The organism is Rummeliibacillus sp. JY-2-4R, from assembly GCF_053847205.1.
The window spans coordinates 552,832-577,706 of record NZ_CM132623.1; the positions used below are offsets into that span (position 1 = coordinate 552,832).

General features: G+C 35.6%; 23 protein-coding genes. 11 read left to right on the top strand and 12 right to left on the bottom strand.

Annotated features, from left to right (window positions below):
- Positions 1-107: 107 nt before the first annotated feature.
- Together hxlB and hxlA are read right to left on the bottom strand one after the other, a co-directional pair.
- A complete protein-coding gene (gene hxlB, locus ACWV26_RS02620) occupies positions 108-665 on the bottom strand; it encodes a 6-phospho-3-hexuloisomerase (RefSeq protein WP_455896826.1) in 558 nt (185 codons plus the stop codon).
- Positions 666-672: 7 nt separating this feature from the next.
- On the bottom strand, positions 673-1,305 hold the full coding sequence (gene hxlA, locus ACWV26_RS02625; protein ID WP_455896827.1) for a 3-hexulose-6-phosphate synthase: 633 nt from the start codon (positions 1,303-1,305) through the stop codon (positions 673-675).
- A gap of 210 nt (positions 1,306-1,515) precedes the next feature.
- On the opposite strand from hxlA, the gene ACWV26_RS02630 reads away from it, so the two are divergent.
- The 4 genes from ACWV26_RS02630 to ACWV26_RS02645 all read left to right on the top strand — a co-directional run bounded on the left by ACWV26_RS02630 (position 1,516) and on the right by ACWV26_RS02645 (position 6,348).
- Positions 1,516-1,881, top strand: a complete 366-nt coding sequence (locus ACWV26_RS02630) for a winged helix-turn-helix transcriptional regulator (protein WP_455896828.1) — start codon at positions 1,516-1,518, stop codon at positions 1,879-1,881.
- Positions 1,882-2,532: 651 nt separating this feature from the next.
- Positions 2,533-3,987 (top strand): glucose-6-phosphate dehydrogenase, encoded by a 1,455-nt coding sequence (gene zwf / locus ACWV26_RS02635; protein ID WP_455896829.1) that lies wholly within the window; start codon positions 2,533-2,535, stop codon positions 3,985-3,987.
- 69 nt (positions 3,988-4,056) lie between these two features.
- Positions 4,057-4,953 (top strand): phosphogluconate dehydrogenase (NAD(+)-dependent, decarboxylating), encoded by an 897-nt coding sequence (gnd, locus tag ACWV26_RS02640; RefSeq protein WP_455896830.1) that lies wholly within the window; start codon positions 4,057-4,059, stop codon positions 4,951-4,953.
- A gap of 48 nt (positions 4,954-5,001) precedes the next feature.
- Positions 5,002-6,348 carry a glucose-6-phosphate isomerase gene (locus ACWV26_RS02645; protein WP_455896831.1) on the top strand — a complete coding sequence of 449 codons (1,347 nt, stop codon included), beginning with the start codon at positions 5,002-5,004 and terminating at the stop codon, positions 6,346-6,348.
- Between the two features lie 582 nt (positions 6,349-6,930).
- Here the strand turns inward: ACWV26_RS02645 and ACWV26_RS02650 are convergent.
- The 3 genes from ACWV26_RS02650 to ACWV26_RS02660 form a co-directional block, all read right to left on the bottom strand.
- On the bottom strand, positions 6,931-7,299 hold the full coding sequence (locus ACWV26_RS02650) for a hypothetical protein (RefSeq protein WP_455896832.1): 369 nt from the start codon (positions 7,297-7,299) through the stop codon (positions 6,931-6,933).
- 285 nt (positions 7,300-7,584) lie between these two features.
- Positions 7,585-9,039, bottom strand: coding sequence for an aldehyde dehydrogenase family protein (locus tag ACWV26_RS02655; protein WP_455896833.1), 1,455 nt, complete (start codon positions 9,037-9,039; stop codon positions 7,585-7,587).
- A gap of 49 nt (positions 9,040-9,088) precedes the next feature.
- A complete protein-coding gene (locus ACWV26_RS02660) occupies positions 9,089-10,198 on the bottom strand; it encodes an NAD(P)-dependent alcohol dehydrogenase (RefSeq protein WP_455896834.1) in 1,110 nt (369 codons plus the stop codon).
- Between the two features lie 229 nt (positions 10,199-10,427).
- Between ACWV26_RS02660 and ACWV26_RS02665 the strand changes: the two genes are divergently transcribed.
- Both ACWV26_RS02665 and ACWV26_RS02670 read left to right on the top strand, forming a co-directional pair.
- A complete protein-coding gene (locus ACWV26_RS02665) occupies positions 10,428-11,024 on the top strand; it encodes a TetR/AcrR family transcriptional regulator (protein WP_455896835.1) in 597 nt (198 codons plus the stop codon).
- A 181-nt stretch (positions 11,025-11,205) separates the two neighbouring features.
- Entirely contained in the window at positions 11,206-12,063 is an 858-nt protein-coding gene (locus ACWV26_RS02670; RefSeq protein WP_455896836.1) for a lysozyme inhibitor LprI family protein, read from the top strand.
- Positions 12,064-12,188: 125 nt separating this feature from the next.
- On the opposite strand, the gene ACWV26_RS02675 is transcribed toward ACWV26_RS02670, so the two are convergent.
- A complete protein-coding gene (locus ACWV26_RS02675) occupies positions 12,189-12,332 on the bottom strand; it encodes an IS3 family transposase (RefSeq protein ID WP_455896837.1) in 144 nt (47 codons plus the stop codon).
- 196 nt (positions 12,333-12,528) lie between these two features.
- Here ACWV26_RS02675 and tcuA point away from each other — a divergent pair, with 196 nt between their 5' ends.
- Complete coding sequence (gene tcuA / locus ACWV26_RS02680; RefSeq protein ID WP_455896838.1) at positions 12,529-14,019, top strand: FAD-dependent tricarballylate dehydrogenase TcuA; 1,491 nt, start codon at positions 12,529-12,531, stop codon at positions 14,017-14,019.
- Positions 14,020-14,117: 98 nt separating this feature from the next.
- Here tcuA and ACWV26_RS02685 read toward each other — a convergent pair whose 3' ends face one another.
- On the bottom strand, positions 14,118-14,993 hold the full coding sequence (locus ACWV26_RS02685) for a LysR family transcriptional regulator (protein ID WP_455896839.1): 876 nt from the start codon (positions 14,991-14,993) through the stop codon (positions 14,118-14,120).
- A gap of 152 nt (positions 14,994-15,145) precedes the next feature.
- Between ACWV26_RS02685 and ACWV26_RS02690 the strand changes: the two genes are divergently transcribed.
- A complete protein-coding gene (locus ACWV26_RS02690; protein WP_455896840.1) occupies positions 15,146-16,279 on the top strand; it encodes an AbrB family transcriptional regulator in 1,134 nt (377 codons plus the stop codon).
- 47 nt (positions 16,280-16,326) lie between these two features.
- Positions 16,327-16,938, top strand: coding sequence for a spore protease YyaC (yyaC, locus tag ACWV26_RS02695; protein WP_455896841.1), 612 nt, complete (start codon positions 16,327-16,329; stop codon positions 16,936-16,938).
- A 97-nt stretch (positions 16,939-17,035) separates the two neighbouring features.
- On the opposite strand, the gene ACWV26_RS02700 is transcribed toward yyaC, so the two are convergent.
- On the bottom strand, positions 17,036-18,346 hold the full coding sequence (locus tag ACWV26_RS02700) for a CitMHS family transporter (protein ID WP_455898159.1): 1,311 nt from the start codon (positions 18,344-18,346) through the stop codon (positions 17,036-17,038).
- Between the two features lie 455 nt (positions 18,347-18,801).
- Positions 18,802-19,671 (bottom strand): LysR family transcriptional regulator, encoded by an 870-nt coding sequence (locus tag ACWV26_RS02705; protein WP_455896842.1) that lies wholly within the window; start codon positions 19,669-19,671, stop codon positions 18,802-18,804.
- 142 nt (positions 19,672-19,813) lie between these two features.
- On the opposite strand from ACWV26_RS02705, the gene ACWV26_RS02710 reads away from it, so the two are divergent.
- The gene (locus tag ACWV26_RS02710; RefSeq protein ID WP_455896843.1) at positions 19,814-20,953 is read left to right on the top strand and encodes a PrpF domain-containing protein; all 1,140 of its coding nucleotides are present in this window, start codon (positions 19,814-19,816) and stop codon (positions 20,951-20,953) included.
- 97 nt (positions 20,954-21,050) lie between these two features.
- A complete protein-coding gene (locus tag ACWV26_RS02715; RefSeq protein WP_455896844.1) occupies positions 21,051-21,173 on the top strand; it encodes a hypothetical protein in 123 nt (40 codons plus the stop codon).
- Positions 21,174-21,512: 339 nt separating this feature from the next.
- Here the strand turns inward: ACWV26_RS02715 and ACWV26_RS02720 are convergent, their stop codons facing one another.
- The 3 genes from ACWV26_RS02720 to ACWV26_RS02730 form a co-directional block, all read right to left on the bottom strand.
- Positions 21,513-22,571 carry an AbrB family transcriptional regulator gene (locus ACWV26_RS02720; protein ID WP_455898160.1) on the bottom strand — a complete coding sequence of 353 codons (1,059 nt, stop codon included), beginning with the start codon at positions 22,569-22,571 and terminating at the stop codon, positions 21,513-21,515.
- Positions 22,572-22,675: 104 nt separating this feature from the next.
- Positions 22,676-23,656 (bottom strand): VOC family protein, encoded by a 981-nt coding sequence (locus ACWV26_RS02725; protein WP_455896845.1) that lies wholly within the window; start codon positions 23,654-23,656, stop codon positions 22,676-22,678.
- Positions 23,657-23,702: 46 nt separating this feature from the next.
- Positions 23,703-24,872 (bottom strand): acyl-CoA dehydrogenase family protein, encoded by a 1,170-nt coding sequence (locus tag ACWV26_RS02730; RefSeq protein WP_455896846.1) that lies wholly within the window; start codon positions 24,870-24,872, stop codon positions 23,703-23,705.
- Positions 24,873-24,875: the final 3 nt, after the last annotated feature.

Sequence of the window (24,875 nt, forward strand, 5' to 3'; positions counted from 1 at the left end):
TTGACCTCATTTCGTTATTTTATAAAATGAATTTTAATATAAAGGAAAGACCGCAAGTTCAACAAAGGAATCAATGCGGTCTTTCTGTTATTTATTTTGGGTGTATTTTATTCAAGATTGGCATGTTTGCCATACATTTTATTGGAATCCAAGCCCTTTTTCTCCATAAATCGCAAGATGACGGAATCATAAAATAACAACATCGTTTGCTCAAATAAAGATCCCATTGGTTGAATGGTCTTGAAATCACCTAGAGACTGATCTTTTGTTACTCCTGGTAATTTCACAATGATATCAGCTAATTTTCCAATGGTTGACTCGGGAGAAATCGTTATAGCTGCAACTATACCACCTAAGCTTTTCGCTTTTTCTGCAATGGCAACTAAGGTCTTGGTTTCTCCTGAACCTGAACCAAGGATTAATAAATCGCCTTTTTCCATGTTTGCTGTTACGGTTTCTCCTACTACATAGGCATCAATCCCCATGTGCATCATTCGCATCACAAAAGATTTACCCATCAATCCAGATCTGCCCGCACCAGCCACAAAGATTTTCTTGGATTCTAAAATTTGGTTTACTAATTTCTCTGTTTCAGCATCAGAGATTAAGTTGACTGTTTGACTTAATTCTTGAATGACTTCGGCTAAATACTGAGTAGTTTTCATTGTTGAATCAACCTTGTTGAATTAATTCTTGCATTTCGCGTGCAGTAGATTTTTTATCTTCTTTACTTGTGATACCACCACCTACAATTATAAGGTCAGGGTGTTCTTTAATAACTTCTGGAAGTGTTTCTAATTTAATTCCACCAGCAATAGCTGTTTTGGCATTTTTTACAACGCTTTTAATCGTGTGTAAATCTTCAAAAGAATTTTTCCCTACAGCTTGAAGATCGTAACCTGTGTGTACACAGATATAATCAGCACCAAGTTCATCTAATTCTTTAGCACGAGCTGCAATGTCTTTCACTGCAATCATATCCACGAGAATTTCTTTTCCTTGTTTTTTTGCTTCTTCTACTGCGCCTTTAATGGACTCGTCTTCTGCTGTTCCAAGAATAGTAATAATGTCTGCACCAGCAGCAGATGCTTGACTTACTTCATATCCAGCAGCATCCATAATTTTTAAGTCAGCTAATACAGTTAAGTTAGGAAATGCAGCTTTTACTTCTTTCACTGCTTTAAGACCTTCATTGATCACCACAGGTGTACCAATTTCTACAACATCAATATACTCTTCGACTTCTTTCACTACTTCAATTGCTTGTGGAATATTGACTAAATCTAAAGCTAATTGTAATTTCATTTATATTCGCTCCTTATAGATGATTTATATGTGTGATTATGCTAAGTGACTTTCTGTTAGGAATGTGTAAAAGTTTCCTTTGAAAATCTATTTACTCACTAGCACGATGTTAGTATACTCAGTATATATTTAAATTAAAAGTACGCACTTTAAAAGCATATAGTGCTAAAAAGTATACTATTGGTTAAAATAAGGGAGGAGGTGATGTGTATGCCAAATTTAGGTGAGAAAACTTTTAACTGCGAAAAAGAATTAACCCTTGCAATAATTGGCGGCAAATGGAAGATGTTAATTTTATGGCACTTAGGTAAAGAAGGAACAAAACGATTTGGTGAGTTAAAGGCCCTTATGCCGGGCATTACCCAAAGAATGCTTGTCAATCAATTACGAGAGCTTGAAGATCATTTAATTGTACATCGTGAAGTGTACCCCGTAGTTCCACCAAAAGTTGAATATTCATTAACTGAGTATGGGGTAAGTCTTATGCCGATTTTAGATGCAATGTATGAATGGGGCAAAGACTATATTGCGAACGTATTGGAAGGCGAAACAGAAGATCTGTCCAATGTTAAGTAAACAGCCTGTAAATAACAGTTGTAAGTTATGAGTAATTAGAAAAATAAAAACCACATTATAATAAAAATATTCCTAAAACCCTTTAGTAGTAATTAGTACATCATTGCTGCTAAAGGGTTTTTTATTTTTATAATTTTTATTATTTGCGGAAAAGTTTAAATGATGAATCCTATCCTCATTTATTATTTCTCATGTTTGTATTTTAAAGAATAGGGTTTAGATGGATGTATACTCTACACGTAGTATTGAAAGAAGGAAAAACGAGTGTCCGAAAAATATCCCTTTTTAACGCAAAACAAAGGCATTTTAATTTTATTAATAGTATCATTTTTAACACTATGTTCATTGGTTGGTACTATATGCGAATAAAGTGCGTACTTTTTAAAAATAACTATACATAATATACTGTTTGAGCAATAACAAGTTGTTTATGCGAAAGGAGAGATTCTAATGGAAAGACATAATGGGAAAGATTTTTGGGTTTGTGATAAATGTTTAACTATTACCCAAAATAATAAAAAATGTCCCAAATGTGGACATACTCATTTAAGAGAAATTAGGATTTGCAATTATGCGGGGAACCAAAACTTTCGTTTAGAAATAGGGGAGTAAGTAATCCTAAAACTCGAATCAGAATGTGAGGAATTTTAAATGGATTCTATGACTTTTGTATTATTTGGGGCAACGGGAGATTTAGCTAAAAGAAAAATCTATCCAGCCCTGTTTAATTTATATCTCAATCAAAAATTACCGCAGTCCTTCTCCGTTATTGGTGTAGGAAGAAGTGAATCTTCTGACAGTGAATTTCAATCAAGGGTCATTGATTCCTTGTATACATTTTCTAGACATTTGATGAATGATAAAACTAAAAAAGATGAGTTCGTCAAGGCGTTTCATTATTGTCAGTTAGATGTAACAGATTCTCAAGGCTATAAAAAATTATTAGAACTTGTTCAACAAAATGAAGAAAACCAGAATATTGAAGAGAATAGAATGTTCTATTTGTCAGTCGCCCCAGATTTTTTTGACGTGATTGCCATGAACATTAAAAATAGTGGATTGGGCGCAACAAATGGATGGAAACGATTGATTATAGAGAAACCATTTGGACATGATTTAAAATCAGCACAAGAATTAAATGAAAAGCTAAGTAGAGCTTTTGAAGAAGATGAAATTTATCGTATCGATCATTATCTAGGAAAACCAATGGTTCAGAACCTTGAAGTCCTAGCCTTTGCTAACCCTGTATTGCAATCATTATGGGACAATCGATATATTGCCAATATCCAAATTACGGCAAGTGAAATCGTTGGCGTTGAAGAAAGAGCTGGCTATTATGACAAAGCAGGAGCCATTCGTGATATGGTTCAAAATCACATGCTACAGCTGTTAATGATGACAGCCATGCATTTGCCTAACCGGATTACCACAAATGAAGTTCGCAATGAGAAAAGAAAAGTGTTGGAATCATTGCGGCCATTACAGCTGGAAACTGTAGGTGCTAACGTAGTCCGTGGTCAATATGGGCAAGGAGAAATAAACGGAAGCTCTGTAGTTGCATATAGAGAAGGGACTGGTGTTGACCCATCTTCTCAAAACGATACATTTATTGCGGCTCGTCTATGGATTGATAATTCCTACTGGGATGGGGTTCCGTTTTATATTCGGACAGGGAAAAGAATGAAGGAAAAGACAACAAAGATTGTCATTGAATTTAAAAATCCATTAAAGGGTTCCTATAGTTCTGAAATGGAACAGATTGAACCTAATCTTTTAACAATCAATATAAACCCAGTTGAAGGCGTGTCACTACGGTTAAACAGCAAAAATCCAATAAACGGGGAAATGGAACCTATCATTATAGACTTTTCCGCAGGTAAACAAGATGTTCCCGAAGCATATGAACTATTGTTATTTGATGCTCTTATTGGGGATGCAACATTTTTTGCACATTGGGACGAAGTAGAACTGTCTTGGAAATGGGTAGAGCCTATTTTAGAAGCATTTAAAGAAAATAGAGTTCCCCTTCACACCTATTTATCCGGATCAATGGGGCCAGAGGCAGCTCATCAATTATTAGAAGAGGATGGATATAAGTGGTGGTAAAATCACCGCGAATGTAATTCTAACCAGAAAGAATTATAAAAAGTAATTAAGAATTTAGGAGGAATAAATATGAAAGTTGGATTAATTGGATTAGGGAAAATGGGATTAAATTTAGGCAAAAATTTAATTGACCATAAACACGAAGTAGTCGCATTTGATCTTAATTTAAGTGCGGTGGAAGAAATGAAAAAATACGGAGCCAATGGTGTATCGAATTTACAAGATCTAGTTCAAGGGTTGGAAAAACCACGTGTTCTCTGGTTGATGGTCCCTCATTCTGTGGTTGATTCTGTTCTTGATGAGCTGACACCACTTTTAAATGAGGAAGATATCGTGATAGAAGCAGGTAATTCTCACTATAAGGAATCAATCCGTCGATATAATCAACTAAAAGAAATGGGGATCCATTTTATGGATGCTGGCACATCCGGGGGGATGGAAGGCGCTCGTAACGGAGCTTGTTATATGATTGGCGGAAATCCTGAAACATGGAATATCGTTGAGCCAATTTTTAAAGATACATCTGTAGAAAACGGATATTTATATGCCGGACAAGCAGGGAGCGGCCATTTCTTAAAAATGGTTCACAATGGAATCGAGTATGGAATGATGGCAGCAATTGGAGAAGGCTTCGAGGTATTAGAAAAAAGTCAATTTGAATATGATTACGAAAATGTAGCGCGGGTTTGGAATAATGGTTCCGTTATTCGTTCTTGGCTAATGGAGTTAACAGAGAATGCATTTACCAAGGATGCTAAATTGGATGAAATTAAAGGGATTATGCACTCATCTGGGGAAGGGAAATGGACGGTTGAAACGGCCCTAGATCTACAAGCTGCTACACCTGTTATCGCTATGTCATTATTAATGCGCTACCGCTCCTTAGACAAGGATACGTTTACAGGGAAAGTAGTGGCTGCTTTGAGAAATGAGTTTGGTGGACATGCTGTGGAAAAAGTTGACTAACTAAAATATAAGAAAAATCAAAATAGCTTTACTGGAGGAAAGAAAGATATGACTATTACATTTGATTACACTAATGCTTTACCATTTATGAAAAAGAGTGAACTAGAAGGATTAACCCAATTTGTAAAAGTGGCCCATGATATGCTTCATGAAAAGAAAGGTCTTGGTTCTGATTTTCTTGGGTGGGTTGATTATCCACTTTCATATGATAAAGAGGAATTTTCGCGTATTAAACAAGCTGCAAAGAGAATACAAAATCAATCAGATGCCTTGATTGTTATTGGCATAGGTGGTTCTTATTTAGGAGCAAGATCGGCTATTGAAGCTTTGTCTCATACTTTTCACAATCAAGTAAAGGGTAAGACTCAAGTATTTTTTGCTGGCAACAATATCAGCTCTATTTATTTGCTGCAACTATTGGATTTATTAGAAGGAAAGGATATTTCAGTTAACGTTATTTCAAAATCAGGAACAACAACGGAGCCTGCTTTAGCCTTTCGCGTCTTTCGTAACTATCTGGAACAAAAGTATGGTAAGGAAGAGGCAAGAAAACGTATTTTTGCCACTACTGATAAAGAAAAAGGTGCATTAAAGAAACTTGCTGACGAAGAAGGGTATGAAACATTTGTTATTCCAGATGATATAGGTGGTAGGTATTCTGTTCTAACAGCAGGCGGTCTCTTACCTATAGCTGTTGCTGGTCTAGACATTGATCAAATAATGGCAGGGGCTGCATCTGCTGCACGTAAGTATAATAATCCTGAACTCATGACAAATGAGTGCTACCAATATGCGGCAGTACGAAATGCATTCTACGATAAAGGAAAAGTGATTGAATTACTGGTAAATTATGAGCCATCCCTTCATTTTGTATCTGAATGGTGGAAACAATTATTTGGGGAAAGTGAAGGAAAGGATCAAAAAGGCCTCTTTCCTGCTTCTGTTGATTTTTCGACTGATCTACACTCGATGGGGCAATATGTACAGGAAGGTAGACGAGACCTGATCGAAACAGTATTACAAATTAAGAAACCTAAAATGGATATGACTATTCAAGAAGATCCAGACAATCTCGATGGATTAAACTTCCTTGCTGGAAAAACAATGGATGAAGTCAACAAAAGTGCATTTCGAGGGACTTTGTTAGCTCATGTTGATGGTAAAGTACCAAATTTAGTGATTGAATTCGATGAGTTGAATGAGTACACATATGGTGAATTGGTATACTTCTTCGAAAAGGCATGTGGGATTAGTGGTCATCTATTAGGCGTCAACCCATTTGATCAGCCAGGAGTGGAGGCGTATAAAAAGAATATGTTTGCGTTACTCGGCAAACCAGGATATGAATCAGAGAAAGAGGCCATTATAAAACGGCTATCTTTATCGAATCAATAGATAACAATACAGTGTACTATAAAATATAATTGTTGGTTTATAAAATAAGCATGATTACTAAAAAAAATGATGCATAGCAAATATTTCCGTATATGAAGCAAACGATAGCAATTCCCCAAGATATTAATTGACCAAATTTACTTATTCATAAAACAATATTGTAAACAACTACACTTTATCTTCGGTTACTTTTCTTCAATTAAGTCGAAAAATATTATTTAAACAAACATTGCAGGTTAGCGAAAGAATAATATAAAAAGCAGATTCATTATTGGATTGAATCTGCTTTATTATTTTAACAAGAACTGATTACCGTCTTCATCTGCACCTTTATTACGACATAAATATTGATTATCTTGATAATCAAATAGTTAAGTTAATTAGTGAAAGAAGTAGATACGTTTTTGAACAAGCTGCAAAATACAAATATTCAGCAAAGAAAAAAGGACATTACATATTAGTCAAATAAAATATGTAATGTCCTTTAATTTATCTATCTTTTTAAACTTAGCTCATGATAAATTCATTGAGCAAAAGACATGCTCTTATTTATGTTTTCTATAAAAAAGCTTTTTAAAAGACTCATTCATTTATGTTTGTAGTCTTTTCTTTAATACTATTAACAAAATCCATAACGCGTTTGTCTAGGATGACTAAATACTTTTTTCCAAGCGTGACACTAAAAATGATTAATGCAATGATGGCCAAATCAAATAATAATCCACCGCCATATATCCACTCTTTGAAGTTATTTATGTAGAAGGCGTCGATGATCGGTAAAACGATACTTGGTATATAATCCAACATTGCAATCAATAGTACGGATACCCATGATAATACTTTCGATTGAAAGAAATAGCGTGCAAAGACAAATACTATTGTAAAGACCCACCCCATAATTTCTGAGAATAGTAGGATATACCACTTATAATTTAAAATCGTTTCAATCAAATTGAGGTCCTCTCCTGAGTAAAATTAATTTGCCTGGTGTGCAAATGGATTTATCTCTTTAAGATTTTATCTCATAAAACATAATTACCTTTTTAACTATTTTACCCAACTTTCCACCCTTTTTTTCATATATGAATTTTAAAAATTAAGAATCAGTATGTATTGATTACATTTACAATTATAAAAGAAGTGAGTGTGAAAAAAACACACTCACTTCAAATTGTGTAGGCATATATGAGTAATATTTTTGTGGTTTAGATACCACATGGATATTGAACTTTTTGATTAGAATGGGTAGTCCATAGGTTTTACTTGTACTGATACCCATTTTGCTTGAGTGAATTCATCAACGATCCATGGGTTGCCGAAGCGACCGATACCGCTGCCTTTCATACCGCCGAATGGTGTATTAGATAGGCAGTTTACTGTTTGGTCATTGACATGTGTCATACCTGCTTCGATTTGTACGGCTGCTTTTTCGCCTTGTTCTAAATCACTTGTGAAGACAGCAGAGCTTAAGCCGTATTCCGTGTTATTTGCGATTTGAATTGCTTCTTCATCAGATGATGCTTTGATAAATGATACGACTGGTGAGAATAATTCAGTTTGTGCTAATTTACTGTCTGCATCAACATTGCCGAAGATGTAAGGTGTTAGGACATTGCCTTCACGTTTACCTTCTAATAATAGTTCATGACCAGCTTCTTTTGCTTTATTGATATAAGCAATTGCTTTATCCAATTGTACATGGTTGATAAGTGGTCCAATGACTGTTGATGGATCTTTTGGATCGCCGTATGGAAGTGATTTTGCATGTTCTACAAATTTACTTACGAATTCATCGTATAAATCTTCGTGAACAATGATACGGTTAATACTCATACAAATTTGACCTTGGTGTAAATATTTACCCATGATCGCTGATTTCACAGCTTGGTCAACGTCTGCATCTTTCAACACTACGAATGGGTTATTACCGCCTAATTCTAGTGCAACTCGTTTTAATAATCCGCCAGCAACTTCGCCGATATGTTTACCAACACCAGTTGAACCAGTAAAGCTGATGAATTTTGAATGTTGGTTTGTAATCATTTCATCGCCAATTTCAGGAACATCAGTAAGGATTGAGTTGAATACGCCTGCTGGGATGCCTGCTTCTTCAAATGCTTTTGCAATTACAGAACCGCCAGATAAACCTGTTTGAATATCTGCTTTATGAACAACAGTATTGCCTAGTGCCAATGCCGGTGCAATTGTACGCATAGACAAATAAAGAGGGAAGTTGAATGGAGAAATAGATGAAATAACACCAAGTGGTAAACGATATACTTTGTTTACTTTATCAGGAATCACTGACGACACTGTTGTTACTTTGCCAACTTGGTCGATCATTTTCAATGATTCTTCCATATCTGCAATAGTAAAGCTTACTTCGACACTACTTTTTAACACGCTGCTGCCAGATTCTGCAACAAGGATATCGACGATTTCTTGTTGATTTTCTTTAAAGAAAGCGATTGCTTTTTCAAGAACAGATTTACGTAATTCCGCATCTTTTGCCCATTCTTTTTGCGCGTTATTCGCAAGTTCGAATGCAGATGCTAATTGAGCTTTTGAAGCAATTGAGACAGTAGCGAATGTTGAATCATCAAATGGGTTTACATCGTTATAAGTACGACCTGTAGCGCCTTCAACCCATTCACCGTTAATATAACTTTTTGCTAATTCTTGTACGTTCATTATATTATCCTCCAATTTATAGGAAAGGGGAGTGAACCCCCATCCTTTTTTATGCTTTGTATTCTTTATCAATCACGAGGATTGGTTTAATGGTAGAGCCATTTTTTGAATCCTCGAAGGCTTGTTCGATATCTTCTAATTCATAAAATTTCACTAATTTATCAATTGGGAATTGTCCATTTTGATAGAACTTCACTAATTTTGGAATGATTAATTGTGGAACAGCGTCTCCTTCAATTACTCCTTTTAGTGTAATCGCATTCAAAACAACTTCATTTGTAACGTTGAATGTTAAATCACGTTTACCAACTGCAACTGTTGCACATTCACCTTTAATACATAGGCAACGTAGAGCAGATAAAGTTACTTCTGGTACACCAGTTGTTTCAAATGAGTAGTGTGCACCTTTACCAGTAATCTCTTTAATTTTTTCAACAGGGTCAACTTTCGTGCTGTTGATTGTATGTGTAGCACCTAATTCTTTTGCTAGTTCAAGACGGCTGTCATGAATATCAACTGCAATAATTGGGTAGCAGCCAGCAATCTTTGCTGCTAACATACCACTTAGACCAACTGCGCCTGTACCGAACACGACAAAGCTTGAACCTGGTTCTGGAGCCAATGAATTTAAAACAGTTCCACTACCAGTCATGATGCCGCAACCGAATGGTCCTAAGTAACGTAAATCAGCTTCTTTATCTACTTTCACGACGTTTTTCTCGTCAACTGTTGTATATGTTGCGAATGAAGATTGACCAAAGAATTGAGAAACTTCTTGTTCATCTTCTGTATGAATTGGAGAAACTCCGTATTTATTTTTTCCTGTAAAGTTTAATGCCATCATATTTTCACAGCCACCTGCATTACCGTCTAAACAGTTATCACAGTGACCACAATAAGCGAACCCAAGTACAACATGATCCCCCGGTTGGACAGTTGTCACGTTGCTACCTACTTTTTCAACAATACCCGAACCCTCATGTCCCAAAACAGCAGGATAAGGTACAGGTAAAGTGCGGTCCAAAACTGTAGCATCAGTATGACATACACCTGAAGCAACAATTCGAACTAGCACTTCATCAGCTTTCGGATCATCTAAAAGTAAAGTTTTTTTCTCAAAATCCTTTTCTGGTGTGGTCATCATAGCTTGAATTTCCATTATATAACCTCTCCTAACAAAACCTATTTGTATGAATTATATAGTTGAATTAGTTATAATTAACTACAAGCTCATTTTATTCGTAACATAATTGTGCTTCAATCACTAAAAATTCTTTTTTGTAACGGTTTTCACCATTTTTTTAATCGTGTACCGTTAGTCAGCGAAAAAGTTTCCTTGTACTGTTTTTCAACACTTTTTGAAGAAATGTTGTTTTAGGGGAGAGATTATGGAAAAGAAAGAGGATCGCAGAATTGAACGAACAAAGGACTCATTACGCACGACGTTTAAAGAACTTGTCCTTCAAAAGGGATATTCAAAAGTAAAAGTAAAAGATATTGTAGAAGTCGCTAATTATAATCGCACGACATTTTATGTGCATTATGAGGGGAAATTAGAATTAGCAGAAGAAATCATCCAATTGGAAATGGAACGATTCGTATATGAATTTTGTAAACCCGTTCGTGATAATCCGGTTTTAGATTTAAATGTGATGCAACCGGACGGAACAGATGTGTTTCATTATATAAAAGAGAACCGTAGCTACTATGATTTACTAGTTATAGAGGATACAGTTCCCGGAATGCATGCGGCATTATTAGATGAATTAAAAGAGATATTCCTTCATCGCATGTATTTTCTAGGGGACAAAGCTTCTGAAATTAATGCTCCGTATTTTACACATTACCGGGCCTATGGAATATATGGTTTTATTTTAGAATGGATCCGGCAAGACTATAATGCCTCACCATCAGAAATGGCAAGAAGAATTATTAATCTCCTACATTATCAATCTTCGTTTATGACTCAAATTGGAGAAGAGTAAACACAGTTGCAGCCAAATGAAAAATTAAGTCCTGTATCTCTTTGGAGGGGAAGGGCTTTTTTATTGGTATAAAATACCTCAGCAATCTAGTACAAAAATAATAATACCTACTAGTCATCGCTCAAAAATCATATTAAAATAGAGTGAAAATAACATAGACTGGGTAAAAGGTGGTTCTACCATGAGAAAATTGTCATACATAATTTTAATCGGAGCATTATTAGCTGGGTGTGGAAATAGTGATACGCCAAAAAAGAATGCAGAAAGTGATAATGCTACCTATACAAAAGCGGTGGAGCAGGGGAAACTGGCGTTAACGAATGGGGATATTGATAAAGCATTAGCCTCTTTTGGATTAGCATTAGATGAAAAGCCAAAAGATCCACAAGCTCAAAAATTCGTGACGCAATTAAAGAAAACGAAGGAAATTGAGCATTTAATCGAAGCTAAGGACTATAAAAAAGCGATCAATGAATCCAATGTCATGCTTGATGATACAGAGTTACTTAATAGTGTCAGCGGAGAAATAGAAAATTTACGTGCTGAAGCAAAAAGTAAACAAGAAAAAGCACAGTCTACCAAAACGAAAAAAGTAGAAACATTGCAAACGACAACAACTTCCCAATCTCAACCACAAGCACAACCAAAAGTGAATATGTATCAAGTGTATTCAAACAAAGCCTCTTCCATTGTGACAAATTATGATAACTATGCACAAAGTATTGACGGCACAACACAAGGATCAGAAGATAGAATGATCAACGCAGAAAATGCTCGTTATTCACAATGGGATGCGTTACTTAATAATATTTATGGCACATTAAAGACAAAATTGTCATCAGTTGAGTTTAATAATCTAAAAACGTACCAACGACAATGGATCCAAGACCGCGATGCATCAGCAGAACAAGCAAGTATTGATGCAGAAAACATGGATTCCTATACACCAAAAGTAATGCACGCCCTGACTTTAGCAGATGTGACCAAAGAGCGCTGTTATGAATTGCTGAATGATTATGCAGCTCAGTTACAACGATAAAGAGTTCATCGAGGTAAGTTTTAATCAAATCAACTTAGAGAATCAAACAAAAGTGTAGGATTGAATTCTGTATATATGAACTGCGCCCTTAATTTTGGACAGTTTAATAAAAGCAACCTTGCTACTTAAGCAGCTATAAGATGACTTCGGTATTCTACTGGAGTCATCTTATTTAGTTTCCATTGTCTTCTTGATTCGTTATAGAAGATTATGTAATGATCTACTAATTGTTTTAACTCTTCAAAAGTATGTACTTCTTTAAAATCCATTTGTGTTGAGCTGATGTCTTTATAATCCCCTTTACTACAAATATCTGGAGAAAACTCTACATAATTTACTTCCTCTCAACATTAGACATAAATTTCTTCTATGGAATTATATAAAATAATAGTATTTTAATAATACCTTGTTTTACCGTACTATTAATCTAAAGAAACACAAATTTTTTAGGGGAGGGAAATATATATGGAGAATTATGATGTAGTTGTAGTAGGAGCAGGGAATGCAGCTTTGTGTGCAGCCATTGCTGCAAAGGAAAAAGGTGCTCAAGTTCTGGTTTTAGAACGTGGTCCAGTAGAAAAACGTGGAGGAAATTCATTTTTTACAGATGGCGCGATCCGTGTTGCCTACAATGATTTAGATAGCATTAGGAAGATAATACCTGAGATAACAGATAAAGAAGCGGAAAAGATTGTAATGCCTGAATACAATTATTCTGACTTTTATGATGATTTAATGCGAGTAACAGAAGGAAAAAGTGATCCTGTACTTGCTAATCAGCTTATTTCTAAATCTTATGAAACAATCTCTTGGATGGCCGATTTAGGAATTAGATTTGAATTAAATGAAAATCAATCCTTCGAACAAGATGGTAAACTTCACTTTTGGGGCGGGCTTCCAATTAAAACCCAAAACAAAGGCGTGGGTTTAATACAAATGCTATTGGAGAGGGCAGAAAAAATAGGAATCGACATCTGGTATGATTCCCGTGCAATTGAGTTAATAGAGGACAATGACCAGATAACAGGGATTATTATTGATCAGAAGGAAAAAGTGATTACAGTCAATACATCTAGTGTAATTTTAGCATGTGGTAGTTTTGAGGCTAACAAAAAAATGAGAAGTGAACATCTTGGGGAAGAATGGGAAAAAGCAATTGTAAGAGGGACAGAATTCAATACTGGTGACGGAATAACAATGGCATTAGCGGTGGGTGCACAAAAATATGGCGAGTGGTCTGGCTGTCACTCTATAGGAACAGATTATAATGCTCCTAAAGTTGGCGATTTTAACAAACCAGGTGATATTTATAAAAAATCTTCATTTCCTCTTGGTCTAATGATTAATGGTAATGGAAATAGATTTGTTGATGAGGGCGCAGATTTTCGAAACTACACATATGCCAAATATGGTCGTGAAGTGTTAAAACAGCCTGGTCATACTGCTTTTCAAGTTTTTGACGCTCAGGTACGCCCTATGTTGCGAAAAGAATACAATTTAGAGGAAGCTACTTATTATAAGGCAGATAGTATTGAAGAGTTAGCAGAATTAATGTCAGTAGATAAAGATCAACTTTTAAAAACAATTACTGAATATAATTCAGCAGTTCAAGAGGGAGATTATAATCCGACAGTAAAGGATGGTAAAGGAACAGTTGGAATAACTCCACCAAAGACAAATTGGGCATTACGACTAGACCAGGCACCTTATTATGCATATCCACTTACTTGTGGTATCACCTTTGCTTTTGGTGGGTTACATGTAAATCAAGAAGGCGAGGTTTTGAACCAAGATGGGGAACCTATATCGGGGCTATTTGCCGCTGGTGAAATGATTGGTGGATTATTTTACCAAAATTACCCTGGGGGATCAGGATTAATGTCAGGGGCTGTTTTTGGAAAATTGGCTGGTACATCTGCTGCACATTATTCTAAAGAAAAGATTGAAATTTCATAGATTATAATCAAAAGAGCATCTGCCATTACTTCAGGCAGATGCTTGTGTTTTATATAAAATGTTACATAAAAGGTTATTTTATTACTTTTCCATAATAATTAGTAATTACTATCCTTTAGAGTTCGATTTTCAATAAATTCAACAAATGCCTTAACGATGTTTAATTTTAATGAATCCTCATGATAGATCATCCATGTTTTACGAATGATAGGTTCTCCGTCAATAGTTTTAATATCAGTCTTATAAACATCTTTACTATCATTTAAAATCATGCTTGGCAAAATAGCATATCCCAACCCATTGATAACCATTTTTTTACAAGTATCAGCTTTATCTACTTCTATGCTAACTAGTGGTGGTTGGGCGAAATGTTCAGACCACCAATTATCTATGGAATTCTTCAACAATGGGTCAGTATGATAATCGATTCTTGGTAAGTAAGGGAGGTTATGTACGTCTATTTTTTCTTTAGAAGCAATACAAATGGTCTCTTCAAATAATAAATGCTTTTGATCTTTCCAACTGTAATCCCCTCTAACAATACCAATATGGACATCTTGATTGTAAGCTAAATGAGCTATGTGACCGCTAAAGTTTGTTGTTACCTTGAATTCAATATTAGGATACTGTTCTTTGAATAATTTTAATAGGTTTGGAAGCATGTAATCCGTAAAAAATGTAGAAACACCTAGTCTTAATGTTCCTTCTAGGTTATCCTCCATATTTAGGACATTCTCTTTGATTTTTTGTATCTTTAATAACATTTCATGTGCACTTTTTGCCAAATATTCTCCTTGTGGAGTAAATTGAACTCCACGCCTACCTCTATTTACAATTTTCACGTTAAACTCATTCTCCAAATTTTGCAAGCGCGTTGTCAAACCTGGTTGAGAAATATGCAAATGCTGAGCTGCCTTTGTAATATTTTTTTCTTTATAGAGTGTTTGCAAAACCATCCAATCCCGTTCGTCCAAAATCCCCACCCCATTTCTGCCATAAATATTATTTATGGATAATTATAACGAAACAGAATTTTAATTATTTAGGAAATTATACTATATTTGATTTAATAAACAAAGGTTACAAAATAACTTCACATAAATAAATTATCGAAAGAAGGATGAGAATGGACAAATATGGGGGCTTTTTTCGATTTGTTTGGTTTATAACAGTAAGTGGATTAGGAGGATTTTTGCTTTCACTAACGGGTCTTCCTATTGGATGGATGATTGGGACACTCCTAATAGCAACTTCACTTTCTATTCTGCGTCCGAAGTTTTTGCAATTAGCTCATCAACCAACTGGTCTTCCAAAATATTGGTTATATATTGGACAGTGTATTTTAGGGATTGAATTAGGGCAAAAAGTGAATAGTTCTGTCCTATATACTTTTCAAGAAAACTGGTTAGCCATTACCATCATGCTTATTTTATCTATCTTATTTTCCTTAATTTCAGGTATTATATTGTGGAAGTACAGTAATTTGGATATGTTAACAAGCTTTTTTGCTACTGCACCCGGAGGCCTTTCTGCTATACCAGGTATTGCAGAAGAAGTTGGTGCTAACACCGGAGTTGTTAGTATTATTCAGGCGATGCGTGTATTTTTAGTAATACTAACCATTCCCGTAGTTATTTCATTCTTGGTTGCGGATTCTGAAGGGCATTTATATAACTCAATTCGTACAGAATTAACGAAATTTAACATTGAACAAGTTTCTGTGACAATTTTGTTTGTATTGATCGCGTTGATTGGATATTATATAGGAAAGTTTTTGAAGTTTCCAGCTCCCTGGTTGATTGGTAGTATCGTTAGTATTGCTGCTGTAAAATCTTTTAGCATAGGAATAATTGGATACGAACTTGTAGCTTGGTGGCCTCATAGTTTAATCATCCTATCACAAGTTTTAATCGGTGCAAGTATCGGCTCGCGTTTTCATAAAAAGATGTTTATAGGGTTAAAGAGAACGTTGTTCGTTTCACTTTCGTGTACTATTGGTTTAATTGTATTTGTTTTTATATGTGGGTATGTTGTATCGGTTATAACGGATATAACCTTTCTCACTGCAGGTTTAGCATTTGCACCAGGAGGTATTGCTGAAATGACAACTACAGCCCTTGTTCTCCATGGTGACGCGACATTTGTGGTAGCCGTCCAAGTGCTTAGGGTCGTAACGGTCTGTATCACTCTCCCTCCATTTTTTAGATTTTTAAAATACTTGGAGGGAAGAAAGAAATCGCATGCACACCTATCAGTATAGATTTAGTTATTTGAATTATTGAAAATAAGTTTAAGGGTGATGAGTGAGTGTGTCCTTTTTATTATGAAAAAGAAAAAAAGAGTGAAGTAGGATTTTCATACTATTTGAATTCTGAAGAAGTAGATGAAAATGAAATTGAATTATTAGGGCTTAAAATCAGTGAAATTATTCGCCAGTCATCACGGAAGTATAGCGATATTGTTTTTTTATGTATCGGAACTGACCGATATGTCGGCGATTCATTGGGCCCTTTAGTAGGATCAATGCTTAAAGATAGCGGAGTTCCTTTTCAGGTATATGGAACCTTAAAAGAACCCATACATGCATTTAACTTAAAAAAAGTATTAAAGGACATCCATAAACACATAAAAAATCCTGTTGTTATTAGTATTGATGCCTCTATAGGTAATAAAGAAGAAGTGGGTTATGTTTTGTTTAAAGAAGGGCCTTTAACACCAGGGACAGCACTTCAGAAGATACTTCCAAAAGTAGGGGATTACCACTTCATTGGGGTTATAAATTATATAGACCCTTTACCAACTTCTCAATTTTTAAATGATACAAGATTGTATACTGTCATGAATCTTGCAAAAACAATTGTAAAGGTGATTACTAAAATTAAGGTGTGCGACAATATAGTAATGGATAAAGACAGTTAGGCAATTGTCTTACCATGAAAAGGAAAAGCCATCCAAATCAAGTTCAAACTTGAGTTTGGATGGCTTATTTATTCCCAGTAAGTTTCAAGGCATAGGTTTAGCTGATAGCACTTGTTACAAAAGCAATAACAATGATGAATAAAGAGCAGAGAAGCGTCCATTTAAATGCAAAACGTTGGAATTCTCCAAGATCCTTTTTTAGCATTCCTGCTAATAAAAGAGTTGAAGCAACAAGAGGACTTAAAAAATGTACAGGTTGTCCTAAAACAGATGCTCTTGCAACCTCTAAAGCGTCCACCCCGTAAGCTGTTCCTGCTTGTGCCAGGATTGGCAAAACGCCAAAGTAATAAGCATCGTTGGATAAAACAAAAGTAAATGGCATGCTCGTTAGTGCAACGATTAGCGGGAAGAATCCTCCTACTGAATCTGGAATAATTGATATTAATGCATTTGAAATTGCGTCTACCATTTTCGTTCCAGAAAATATTCCAGAGAAAATACCAGCACCAAACACTAATACAACAACCGTTATAGCATTTCCTGCATGTGATATAATACGTTCTTTTTGTTCTTCTAAATTCGGATAGTTAATCACGGCAGCGAGTACAAATCCAATTAAAAATAAGACTGAAGGTGAAATAATCCCCATTATTAATAATCCAATGACTGCTATTGTTAAAATTAAGTTTACCCATCTTAATTTAGGACGTTTCAGCTCATTTTCTAGTGCACCAGCAGATGCTACCTCGATCAAATCTAAAGAGTGTTGTGGAATTTCCTCCATATTGATGATGCCAATTCTTGCTCTTTCTTTTTTTCCAAGAACATAGGCTATAAAAAGGATACTTACGATTCCTCCTAGCATTGTAGGTACTAGAGGCGGGAAAAATTCATTAGGATTGAGGCCAAGAGAAGCAATGGCTCTTGTAGCTGGTCCACCCCAAGGAGTCATCCCGCTCATTATACTAACAGATAGTAAAGAGATTGTTCCTAGAACAAGAGGATTCATACCAATCCTTAGATAAAGTGCCAACATAGCAGAAATAGTAATCATATGGGTTGTTGTTCCATCACCATCTAATGCGACAGTCATAGCGATTATTGCAGTTCCAATAGCTATTTTTACTGGATCCCCTTTAACAAATGCCATCATTTTATTGATTAGTGGATCAAATAGGCCCGCATCAATTAAAATTCCAAAAAACAAGATAGCAAACAGTAATAATGCAGCTGAAGGAGCAACTTCTTTTAAACCGTCTAACATCATCTTCCCGAGCTCTAAACGGAACCCAGCAATTAATGCAAATACAATGGGTACGATTACAAGAGCGGAGACCGGCGATAATTTTCTTGCCATAATTAAGTAAGTAAAAACGACAACCATTAAAATTCCTAATACTGTAAGAATAATAATTCCCCCTTTGTTGAAAACGCTTTTATTTTAAAAGACGCTAAATATTTTGTTATTTCAGATTATTATAAATACATTGATAAGTAAAATATAAATTTTTTTACTTGTTTCTAAAAAAAAACTAATAATCCACAAAAGGGGATAGCGCACTGACCTAAAGAATGAAACAAATAAACGAAAGTCAGTACCTTGTTTAGAGAGTTTCTCACCATATATGCTTAATGATAAGTTTTTACGAAGCATTTACGATAAAAAAATCAAGAAGTATAACAAGGCGCAAAGAATTTTTTTTATATTAAGAAGAAGCGCTTTGTAATAAGTTTGATATACCAATTTTAATTAGGAAAGTGTTGAACTGAAAATGTTAGTTATCTGAATAACAAGTTGAAAGAACCACAGAGCACTAGGGGGGGGGAGAAAGAGGAACCTCCTCCTTCTTAAAATAAAAATAATTACTCCGTACAATCCTTATTTTCATTTAAAAAATTTATGAAATTTTTAACTGTAGAAAGCTGTAATGAATCTAGATTATACATTAACCATGTATATCTATATACAGGTTCGCCATCGTTATAGAATAGTTCATAGGTTTGTAGATTGTCTGAAGGTTGTAAACAAATTTGAGGTACAATGGCAATACCTAAATCATTTTTGACCATTTCTTTACATGTTTCTAGTCGATCTGTTTCCATCATTATGAAGGGTGGTTCAGAATATCTGTCATGCCACCATGAAGTAATAAGAGCTTTTAGAGAATTATCCGTTTTATAATTGATAAATGGTAGTTCAGGTAAGTTCTCCATATCTATACTTCTTTTTGAAATTAAACAAAGTTTCTCCTTATGTAACAATGTCTTTTTTCCATACCATTCATAATTTCCACGCATTATTCCTAATTGAACAGTAGAGGAATTGAGAAGATCCATAATATCAACACTCCAACCTGTATTTATATTAAATTGTACATTTGGAAATTTAGATGAAAATTGTTTTAATAGCTTGGGTAACTTATATTGAGCAAAGTTACTTGAAACTCCTAATCTTAATGTTCCTCTTACCTCATTTTGCATATTCAACATATAGTCTTTCGTTTCTTGTAACTTGTTTACCATTTCCTCTGCGTACGCTACCAAGTGCAAGCCTTCAGTAGTAAACTCAATGCCACCCTTTGTTTTAAAAAATATTTTAGTATCAAACTCATTTTCTAAATTTTTAAGTCTATAAGTTAACGCTGGTTGTGAAATGTATAGACGTTCTGATGCACGGCTAATATGTTTCTCCTGATGTAAAATGCGAAGTGCGTTCCAGTCTTTTTCATCCATAGTGTTCTCTCCAATCGAATGATTATAAGTTTTTTATTGGATTTATCTAAGAAAATATCTATTTTACTTATGACATTGTATATCATACTATATTTTCATAAGCACCGGTACTTTGGAAAAAATATGAAAAGAGGTAATTTAGATGAGAGTGCCAGTAGTCGTTATGCGTGGAGGAACTAGCAAAGGAGTATTTCTTAACTTTGAAGATATGCCTACTAATCGTTTACTATGGGATGAATTTTTACTGGATATAATGGGAAGTCCAGACCGTAGACAAATTGACGGGCTCGGCGGGGCAAATTCATTAACGAGTAAAGTTGCAATCATCAAAAAATCAGATTTAGATGGGCTTGATGTAGAATACACATTTGCCCAGGTAAGCATTGCAAATAAATTAGTTGATTTTAAGGGGAATTGCGGTAATATTTCTTCTGCGGTTGGTCCTTATGCTATCGAACAGGGTTTAGTGCCAGCTGTTGAACCTATTACAACTGTCAGGATTTATAATACAAATACGAAAAAGATTATAATTGCTGAGGTAGAGGTTGAAAATGGTCAAGTAAAAACGGATGGTATGTGTTCGATTCCTGGAGTTCCTGGAACAGGCTCACCGATTTATCTATCATTTACTAATGCTGAAGGTGCAGTAACTGGAAAGCTGTTTCCAACTGGAAATCCTATTGATTTAATTCAATCATCTAAGGGCCCTATAAATGTATCTATTATCGATGTTGCCAATCCGTTAGTCTTTGTTAATGCTTCAGATGTTGATTTAACAGGATCTGAATTACCTCATGAGTTTACACAAGAAAAATTAATTGAATTAGAGGAAATCAGATCGATTGCAGCCGAAATGTGTCAATTAGCTCCCAGAGAAGATGCAACTATGAAATCACCTGCTGTTCCTAAAATGACAATTATTGCTCCTCCTATGGATTACATTGATGTAACAGGCATGAAAAGAAAAGCCTTAGATATGGACTGTAGAATAAGAATGATGTCCATGCAAGAGCCACATCAAGCTCTTGCAATATCAGGTGCCATTTGTACAACTGCAGGTGCATTTTTAGAAGATACAATCTTATCTGAAATTATGAAGGTGAATCAAGAGGTTATTCGATTAGGTCATCCCGGCGGAATAATGGAAACAAAAGTCGATTTAATTGCTGGGCATATTAGTGCAATTAAGGTAGTTCGTACAGCGCGTATTATTTTGGAAGGCCATGTATATACAAAGAAAAATTACAAGATTGCCGAAGTTACCTCTCAGGCATTGGCGTAAATTGTATACTTTCTTTGAAAAAGAATTGAATAGATAATCATTGTAAAATCGGAATATAAAAGCTAGTAAAACTTGGAGGAAGTTGGAGGAACTGTTTATGTGGATAATTACTATATTTTTAAACGAAACCTTGAAAATGTACGAATTTAATACAAGAGAAGAGGCAAATGCAGCCTTAAAGAACATTAACGGTAATAAATTTCTTTCTGAAATTCTTTAATATAACGATTCTTTTTAGTTTAAATATGTGTTTTTCTCTTATAACATGCTCTAATCTTTTTCTTATACAACTTTTTAATTGAATTGTAGCATATCTAAATTTCTCTCTATATTAATACGTGTATTTCCGATTACTCAAATAAAAGTAACTCCTCAATGTTAATTTTTGGTATTTACTTATTTTGTTTATAAAACAGTATTTAATAGAAGTAGTTTGCGAACATAGCCTTCATGGTTATCCGTTATCCTTCTTAAAAAGAGAAGTCCTTAACCTTCTAAGAGGTTGAGGACTTATTTAGTACTTTGTTTTTAGAATTGTTCCGGTGCCTGGCACCAACCTTTAGACTGCTTTGCTTTCAACCTTGCCATCTTGCTTGTAGACAATCTCCTTTTTTTCTCTCCAACGATAAAACATTTTCATCAAAGGCATAATGATAATAAAAATGAACAGTAGCCTAAATGTTTGGAACATCGAAACAAGCGAGACTTCTGCTTTAACTGAATGAGCTAGTAATACCATTTGATCTAAGCCACCTGGAGCTGTGCTTAGAAAACTTGTAGCGAATGTTGTGTCCAATACAAACGACATCAGGAAGCTTGAGCCAAAGGTTAGGGCAATCAGTGCTAATGCACTAACAACGCCACCAACAAGTACTCGTACTGGAAGCTTCACCATATCGGGCTTGAGCATTAGGCCAATATGGGCACCGATTAGTAGCTGTGCGATGACCATGATGAAACCAGGCACTTGTGGCATCGGGAGTGGTGTTAAGAGTTGCAACGTAATTAACAAAATAATTGGTGTGATGAAAAAGGCGACAGGCAAGTGAATGCGGCTCATTAAATAGGAACATCCCCATGCAAGGGCAATGATTAATAGTAAACTAATCGTTAGCTTCGCGTCAGTATGAGGCTTGCTGATTGCATGGCCTGCAACGATAAACGGTACGAAGACAACGACTAGTAACAGCCGAATGACTTGAAAATAAGAAATAACACCGATTTCTTCCACTTTTTCTTCCTCAGCAAATACGACGATTTGGCCTAAACCGCCTGGGATAGCGCCTAATATGGCAGCTTTCAATGGGATTTTTGTCCATTTACTCGTTAAGTAGGCGATGCCGATGGAGCCGCCTATTAAAATAACGTTTAATAGTATCATATAAAATAGTATGGAGCCTATCATACCAAATAAATCGATGTTAAATTGTACACCTATTACGGTACCGACCATGACAACACCTATATCACGCAATTGACCAGACCATTTGAGCGGTCCTTTATAAACAAATTGGGTTAACATGACAACAACAATTGGGCCGAGCATCCAAGGAATAGGGATGTGCAGCAGGTTAAAAATATAACCGCCAATTAAAGATAAGACCAACACTTTTAACATTGCCTTCAACTGTAACACTCCTTCTTATAAGGATTATCCCTATTCGTATTTATTACTCAAGAAACCACCAGCGTTCATCCTCATGAATACTGGTGGTTTAGTTATTACGCTTTTGTTAATTCTTTTTCTTGCGCTTCACGATCTACATCATCGCGGCGACGATCTCCCCAGTATGCAGAGCCGTTTTTCAAATATTCTTCATAAGTCCATTTCACTGGCTCCCAGTCAGGCTCGAAGATTAAGTATCCATTTGTAAAGATTTCAAGACGTAAACCACTTCCTGGATCTTTTACGTAAATATACATAGCTTGAGAAATACCGTGTTTACCAGGACCTACGAATTGTATATCCGCCTCACATAAAATATCAGCAGCACGTAGTAAGTCTTGTGCGTTGTCTAACCAGTACGCAATATGGTGCATTTCGTTTGGCTCTTTTGAACGTGGGGTAGACATGATGGCTACGTCATGAACTAGGTTCGTTACGGATAACCAACTTGCAACCTGTACGTCATCTGGATTTACGAAATATTCACGCAATTTAAAGCCTAGTGCTTCTTTTAAATATTGTACAATCTCAGCGTTGTCGTGAGATGTTTGTAAGTTTACATGGTCGATACGACGTGGAGATACACCTTTCGCCCAAGATTTATACGTTTGATTTTTAAGCACTGATTTACGCGTTTCATCAGCAGGCGTTTTTTCCATATCATAGTAAAGTTCAAAACGATGGCCACTTGGTAATTCGAATCGGATGGCTTCACCTTGTGCAACTTCTTCGCCAGCTTTTACGAAGCGGACTTCTGTGCCAGCATCCTCTAATAATTTTGCGAAAGTCTCTATATCCTCGCGACGTTTTGTACGCCAGCCGATATGATCGATATAAGATTTTTCACCAGCTGTAATGGATAATGTATGATGTTCGAAATCGCCCCAAGCTCGTAAATAGTGTACGCCATCGACAACTTCTGTTTCTTCTAAGCCAATTGTATCGCGGAAGAACTCTAAAGACTTTTCAAGGTTTGCTGATACTAAAGCTACGTGTCCTAATTTTGCAATTTCTGGTACGTAAATAAATTTTTCCATTTATATTCACCTCATAGATTGTTATTTTTATAAATCGGTATGTTTGTTACCCTTGAATGTTTGTATTAACACCGAATAAATGTCTACCGTAACCTAAAATGCCATCTTCATATAAAGAAGTAATGTGTGTTGCAATTGCCATTAAGTCACGCGTGAATAGTTCGACTGGGTGACCTTTTAATAATGCGTGCCCACCTAAAGTAAGTAGGGCTTTTACGCCGATTTGTGTACACTTATCAATAATTTTTGCACGGATTGCTTTATATTCGGCACCTTCGTATGGGCCGCCTTTATCTGTTTCCATCATTCTGATATATTCATTTAATAGAGTTTTAGCAGAAAGCATTTCAAGCTTTAACTCTGAAAGTACGCGTTGGCTCGTAGGTGAGTCTTTTTCATTTACACCAGAGAAGCGGACGCGACCTGCAGTATGCTTTTCAAATTCGTCAAGCACACGCTGTGCACCACCAACAGCCATTGCTGCGAACCCTACATAGAAGCCAGGGTAGAAAGGTGTGTTGTAGTATAAGTAGTCTTGATCAAAATCTTCATACGGTGGTTGGCTCTTTTCGATAATTTTGTTGAAACGTAAAATGGCATCAGGCTTAATGAAAACATCGTCGATGATTAATGTATTACTACCTGATCCACGAAGGCCAAATGAATCCCACGTTTTCACAACTTTTAAGTCAGAAACCTTTAATAAGATCCCTACACGCTCAGGAGTGTCACTGTCCTCAAATTTCATCATTGCGCCAACGCCAACCCAATCACAATAATTGATACCGCTTACAAAGTTGTACTTACCTGAAATGGTATAGCCGCCTTCAACTGGTTCCACTTTCCCGATTGGTGCAAATACATCAGCCACAAAGCCGCCTTGATTGATGACTTCATCTCGAATATGCTTTGGATAATAGCATACCCAAGAGTTATGCGCTGAGAAGAAATAGGTTAACCATGCAGCAGATAGATTGTAGTAACCAACTTTGCTTACCATATCAACAAAAGTGCGCCAATCAAGTTGTGGATAACCAAACTCTTTCGGTAAAATTAAACGATGAATTTTCTCTTCACGGATTATTTCAGCAATGCGTGGAGAAATTGTCGAGTTTTTATCAGCTTCGAGTGCTTCTAACTCTGCAGCTTCACCGATACGCTTTGCTTTTTGCATAATTTCTTCATAAAGCACTTTATTTTCAACTACTGTAACCATTTA

Bases quoted from the DNA above. Each gene is read 5' to 3' on its own strand.
- hxlB (WP_455896826.1), bottom strand. From the start codon at position 665: ATGAAAACTACTCAGTATTTAGCCGAAGTCATTCAAGAATTAAGTCAA.
- hxlA (WP_455896827.1), bottom strand. From the start codon at position 1,305: ATGAAATTACAATTAGCTTTAGATTTAGTCAATATTCCACAAGCAATT.
- ACWV26_RS02630 (WP_455896828.1), top strand. From the start codon at position 1,516: ATGCCAAATTTAGGTGAGAAAACTTTTAACTGCGAAAAAGAATTAACC.
- zwf (WP_455896829.1), top strand. From the start codon at position 2,533: ATGGATTCTATGACTTTTGTATTATTTGGGGCAACGGGAGATTTAGCT.
- gnd (WP_455896830.1), top strand. From the start codon at position 4,057: ATGAAAGTTGGATTAATTGGATTAGGGAAAATGGGATTAAATTTAGGC.
- ACWV26_RS02645 (WP_455896831.1), top strand. From the start codon at position 5,002: ATGACTATTACATTTGATTACACTAATGCTTTACCATTTATGAAAAAG.
- ACWV26_RS02655 (WP_455896833.1), bottom strand. From the start codon at position 9,039: ATGAACGTACAAGAATTAGCAAAAAGTTATATTAACGGTGAATGGGTT.
- ACWV26_RS02660 (WP_455896834.1), bottom strand. From the start codon at position 10,198: ATGGAAATTCAAGCTATGATGACCACACCAGAAAAGGATTTTGAGAAA.
- ACWV26_RS02665 (WP_455896835.1), top strand. From the start codon at position 10,428: ATGGAAAAGAAAGAGGATCGCAGAATTGAACGAACAAAGGACTCATTA.
- ACWV26_RS02670 (WP_455896836.1), top strand. From the start codon at position 11,206: ATGAGAAAATTGTCATACATAATTTTAATCGGAGCATTATTAGCTGGG.
- ACWV26_RS02675 (WP_455896837.1), bottom strand. From the start codon at position 12,332: ATGGATTTTAAAGAAGTACATACTTTTGAAGAGTTAAAACAATTAGTA.
- tcuA (WP_455896838.1), top strand. From the start codon at position 12,529: ATGGAGAATTATGATGTAGTTGTAGTAGGAGCAGGGAATGCAGCTTTG.
- ACWV26_RS02690 (WP_455896840.1), top strand. From the start codon at position 15,146: ATGGACAAATATGGGGGCTTTTTTCGATTTGTTTGGTTTATAACAGTA.
- ACWV26_RS02705 (WP_455896842.1), bottom strand. From the start codon at position 19,671: ATGGATGAAAAAGACTGGAACGCACTTCGCATTTTACATCAGGAGAAA.
- ACWV26_RS02710 (WP_455896843.1), top strand. From the start codon at position 19,814: ATGAGAGTGCCAGTAGTCGTTATGCGTGGAGGAACTAGCAAAGGAGTA.
- ACWV26_RS02715 (WP_455896844.1), top strand. From the start codon at position 21,051: ATGTGGATAATTACTATATTTTTAAACGAAACCTTGAAAATGTACGAA.
- ACWV26_RS02720 (WP_455898160.1), bottom strand. From the start codon at position 22,571: ATGTTAAAAGTGTTGGTCTTATCTTTAATTGGCGGTTATATTTTTAAC.
- ACWV26_RS02725 (WP_455896845.1), bottom strand. From the start codon at position 23,656: ATGGAAAAATTTATTTACGTACCAGAAATTGCAAAATTAGGACACGTA.
- ACWV26_RS02730 (WP_455896846.1), bottom strand. From the start codon at position 24,872: ATGGTTACAGTAGTTGAAAATAAAGTGCTTTATGAAGAAATTATGCAA.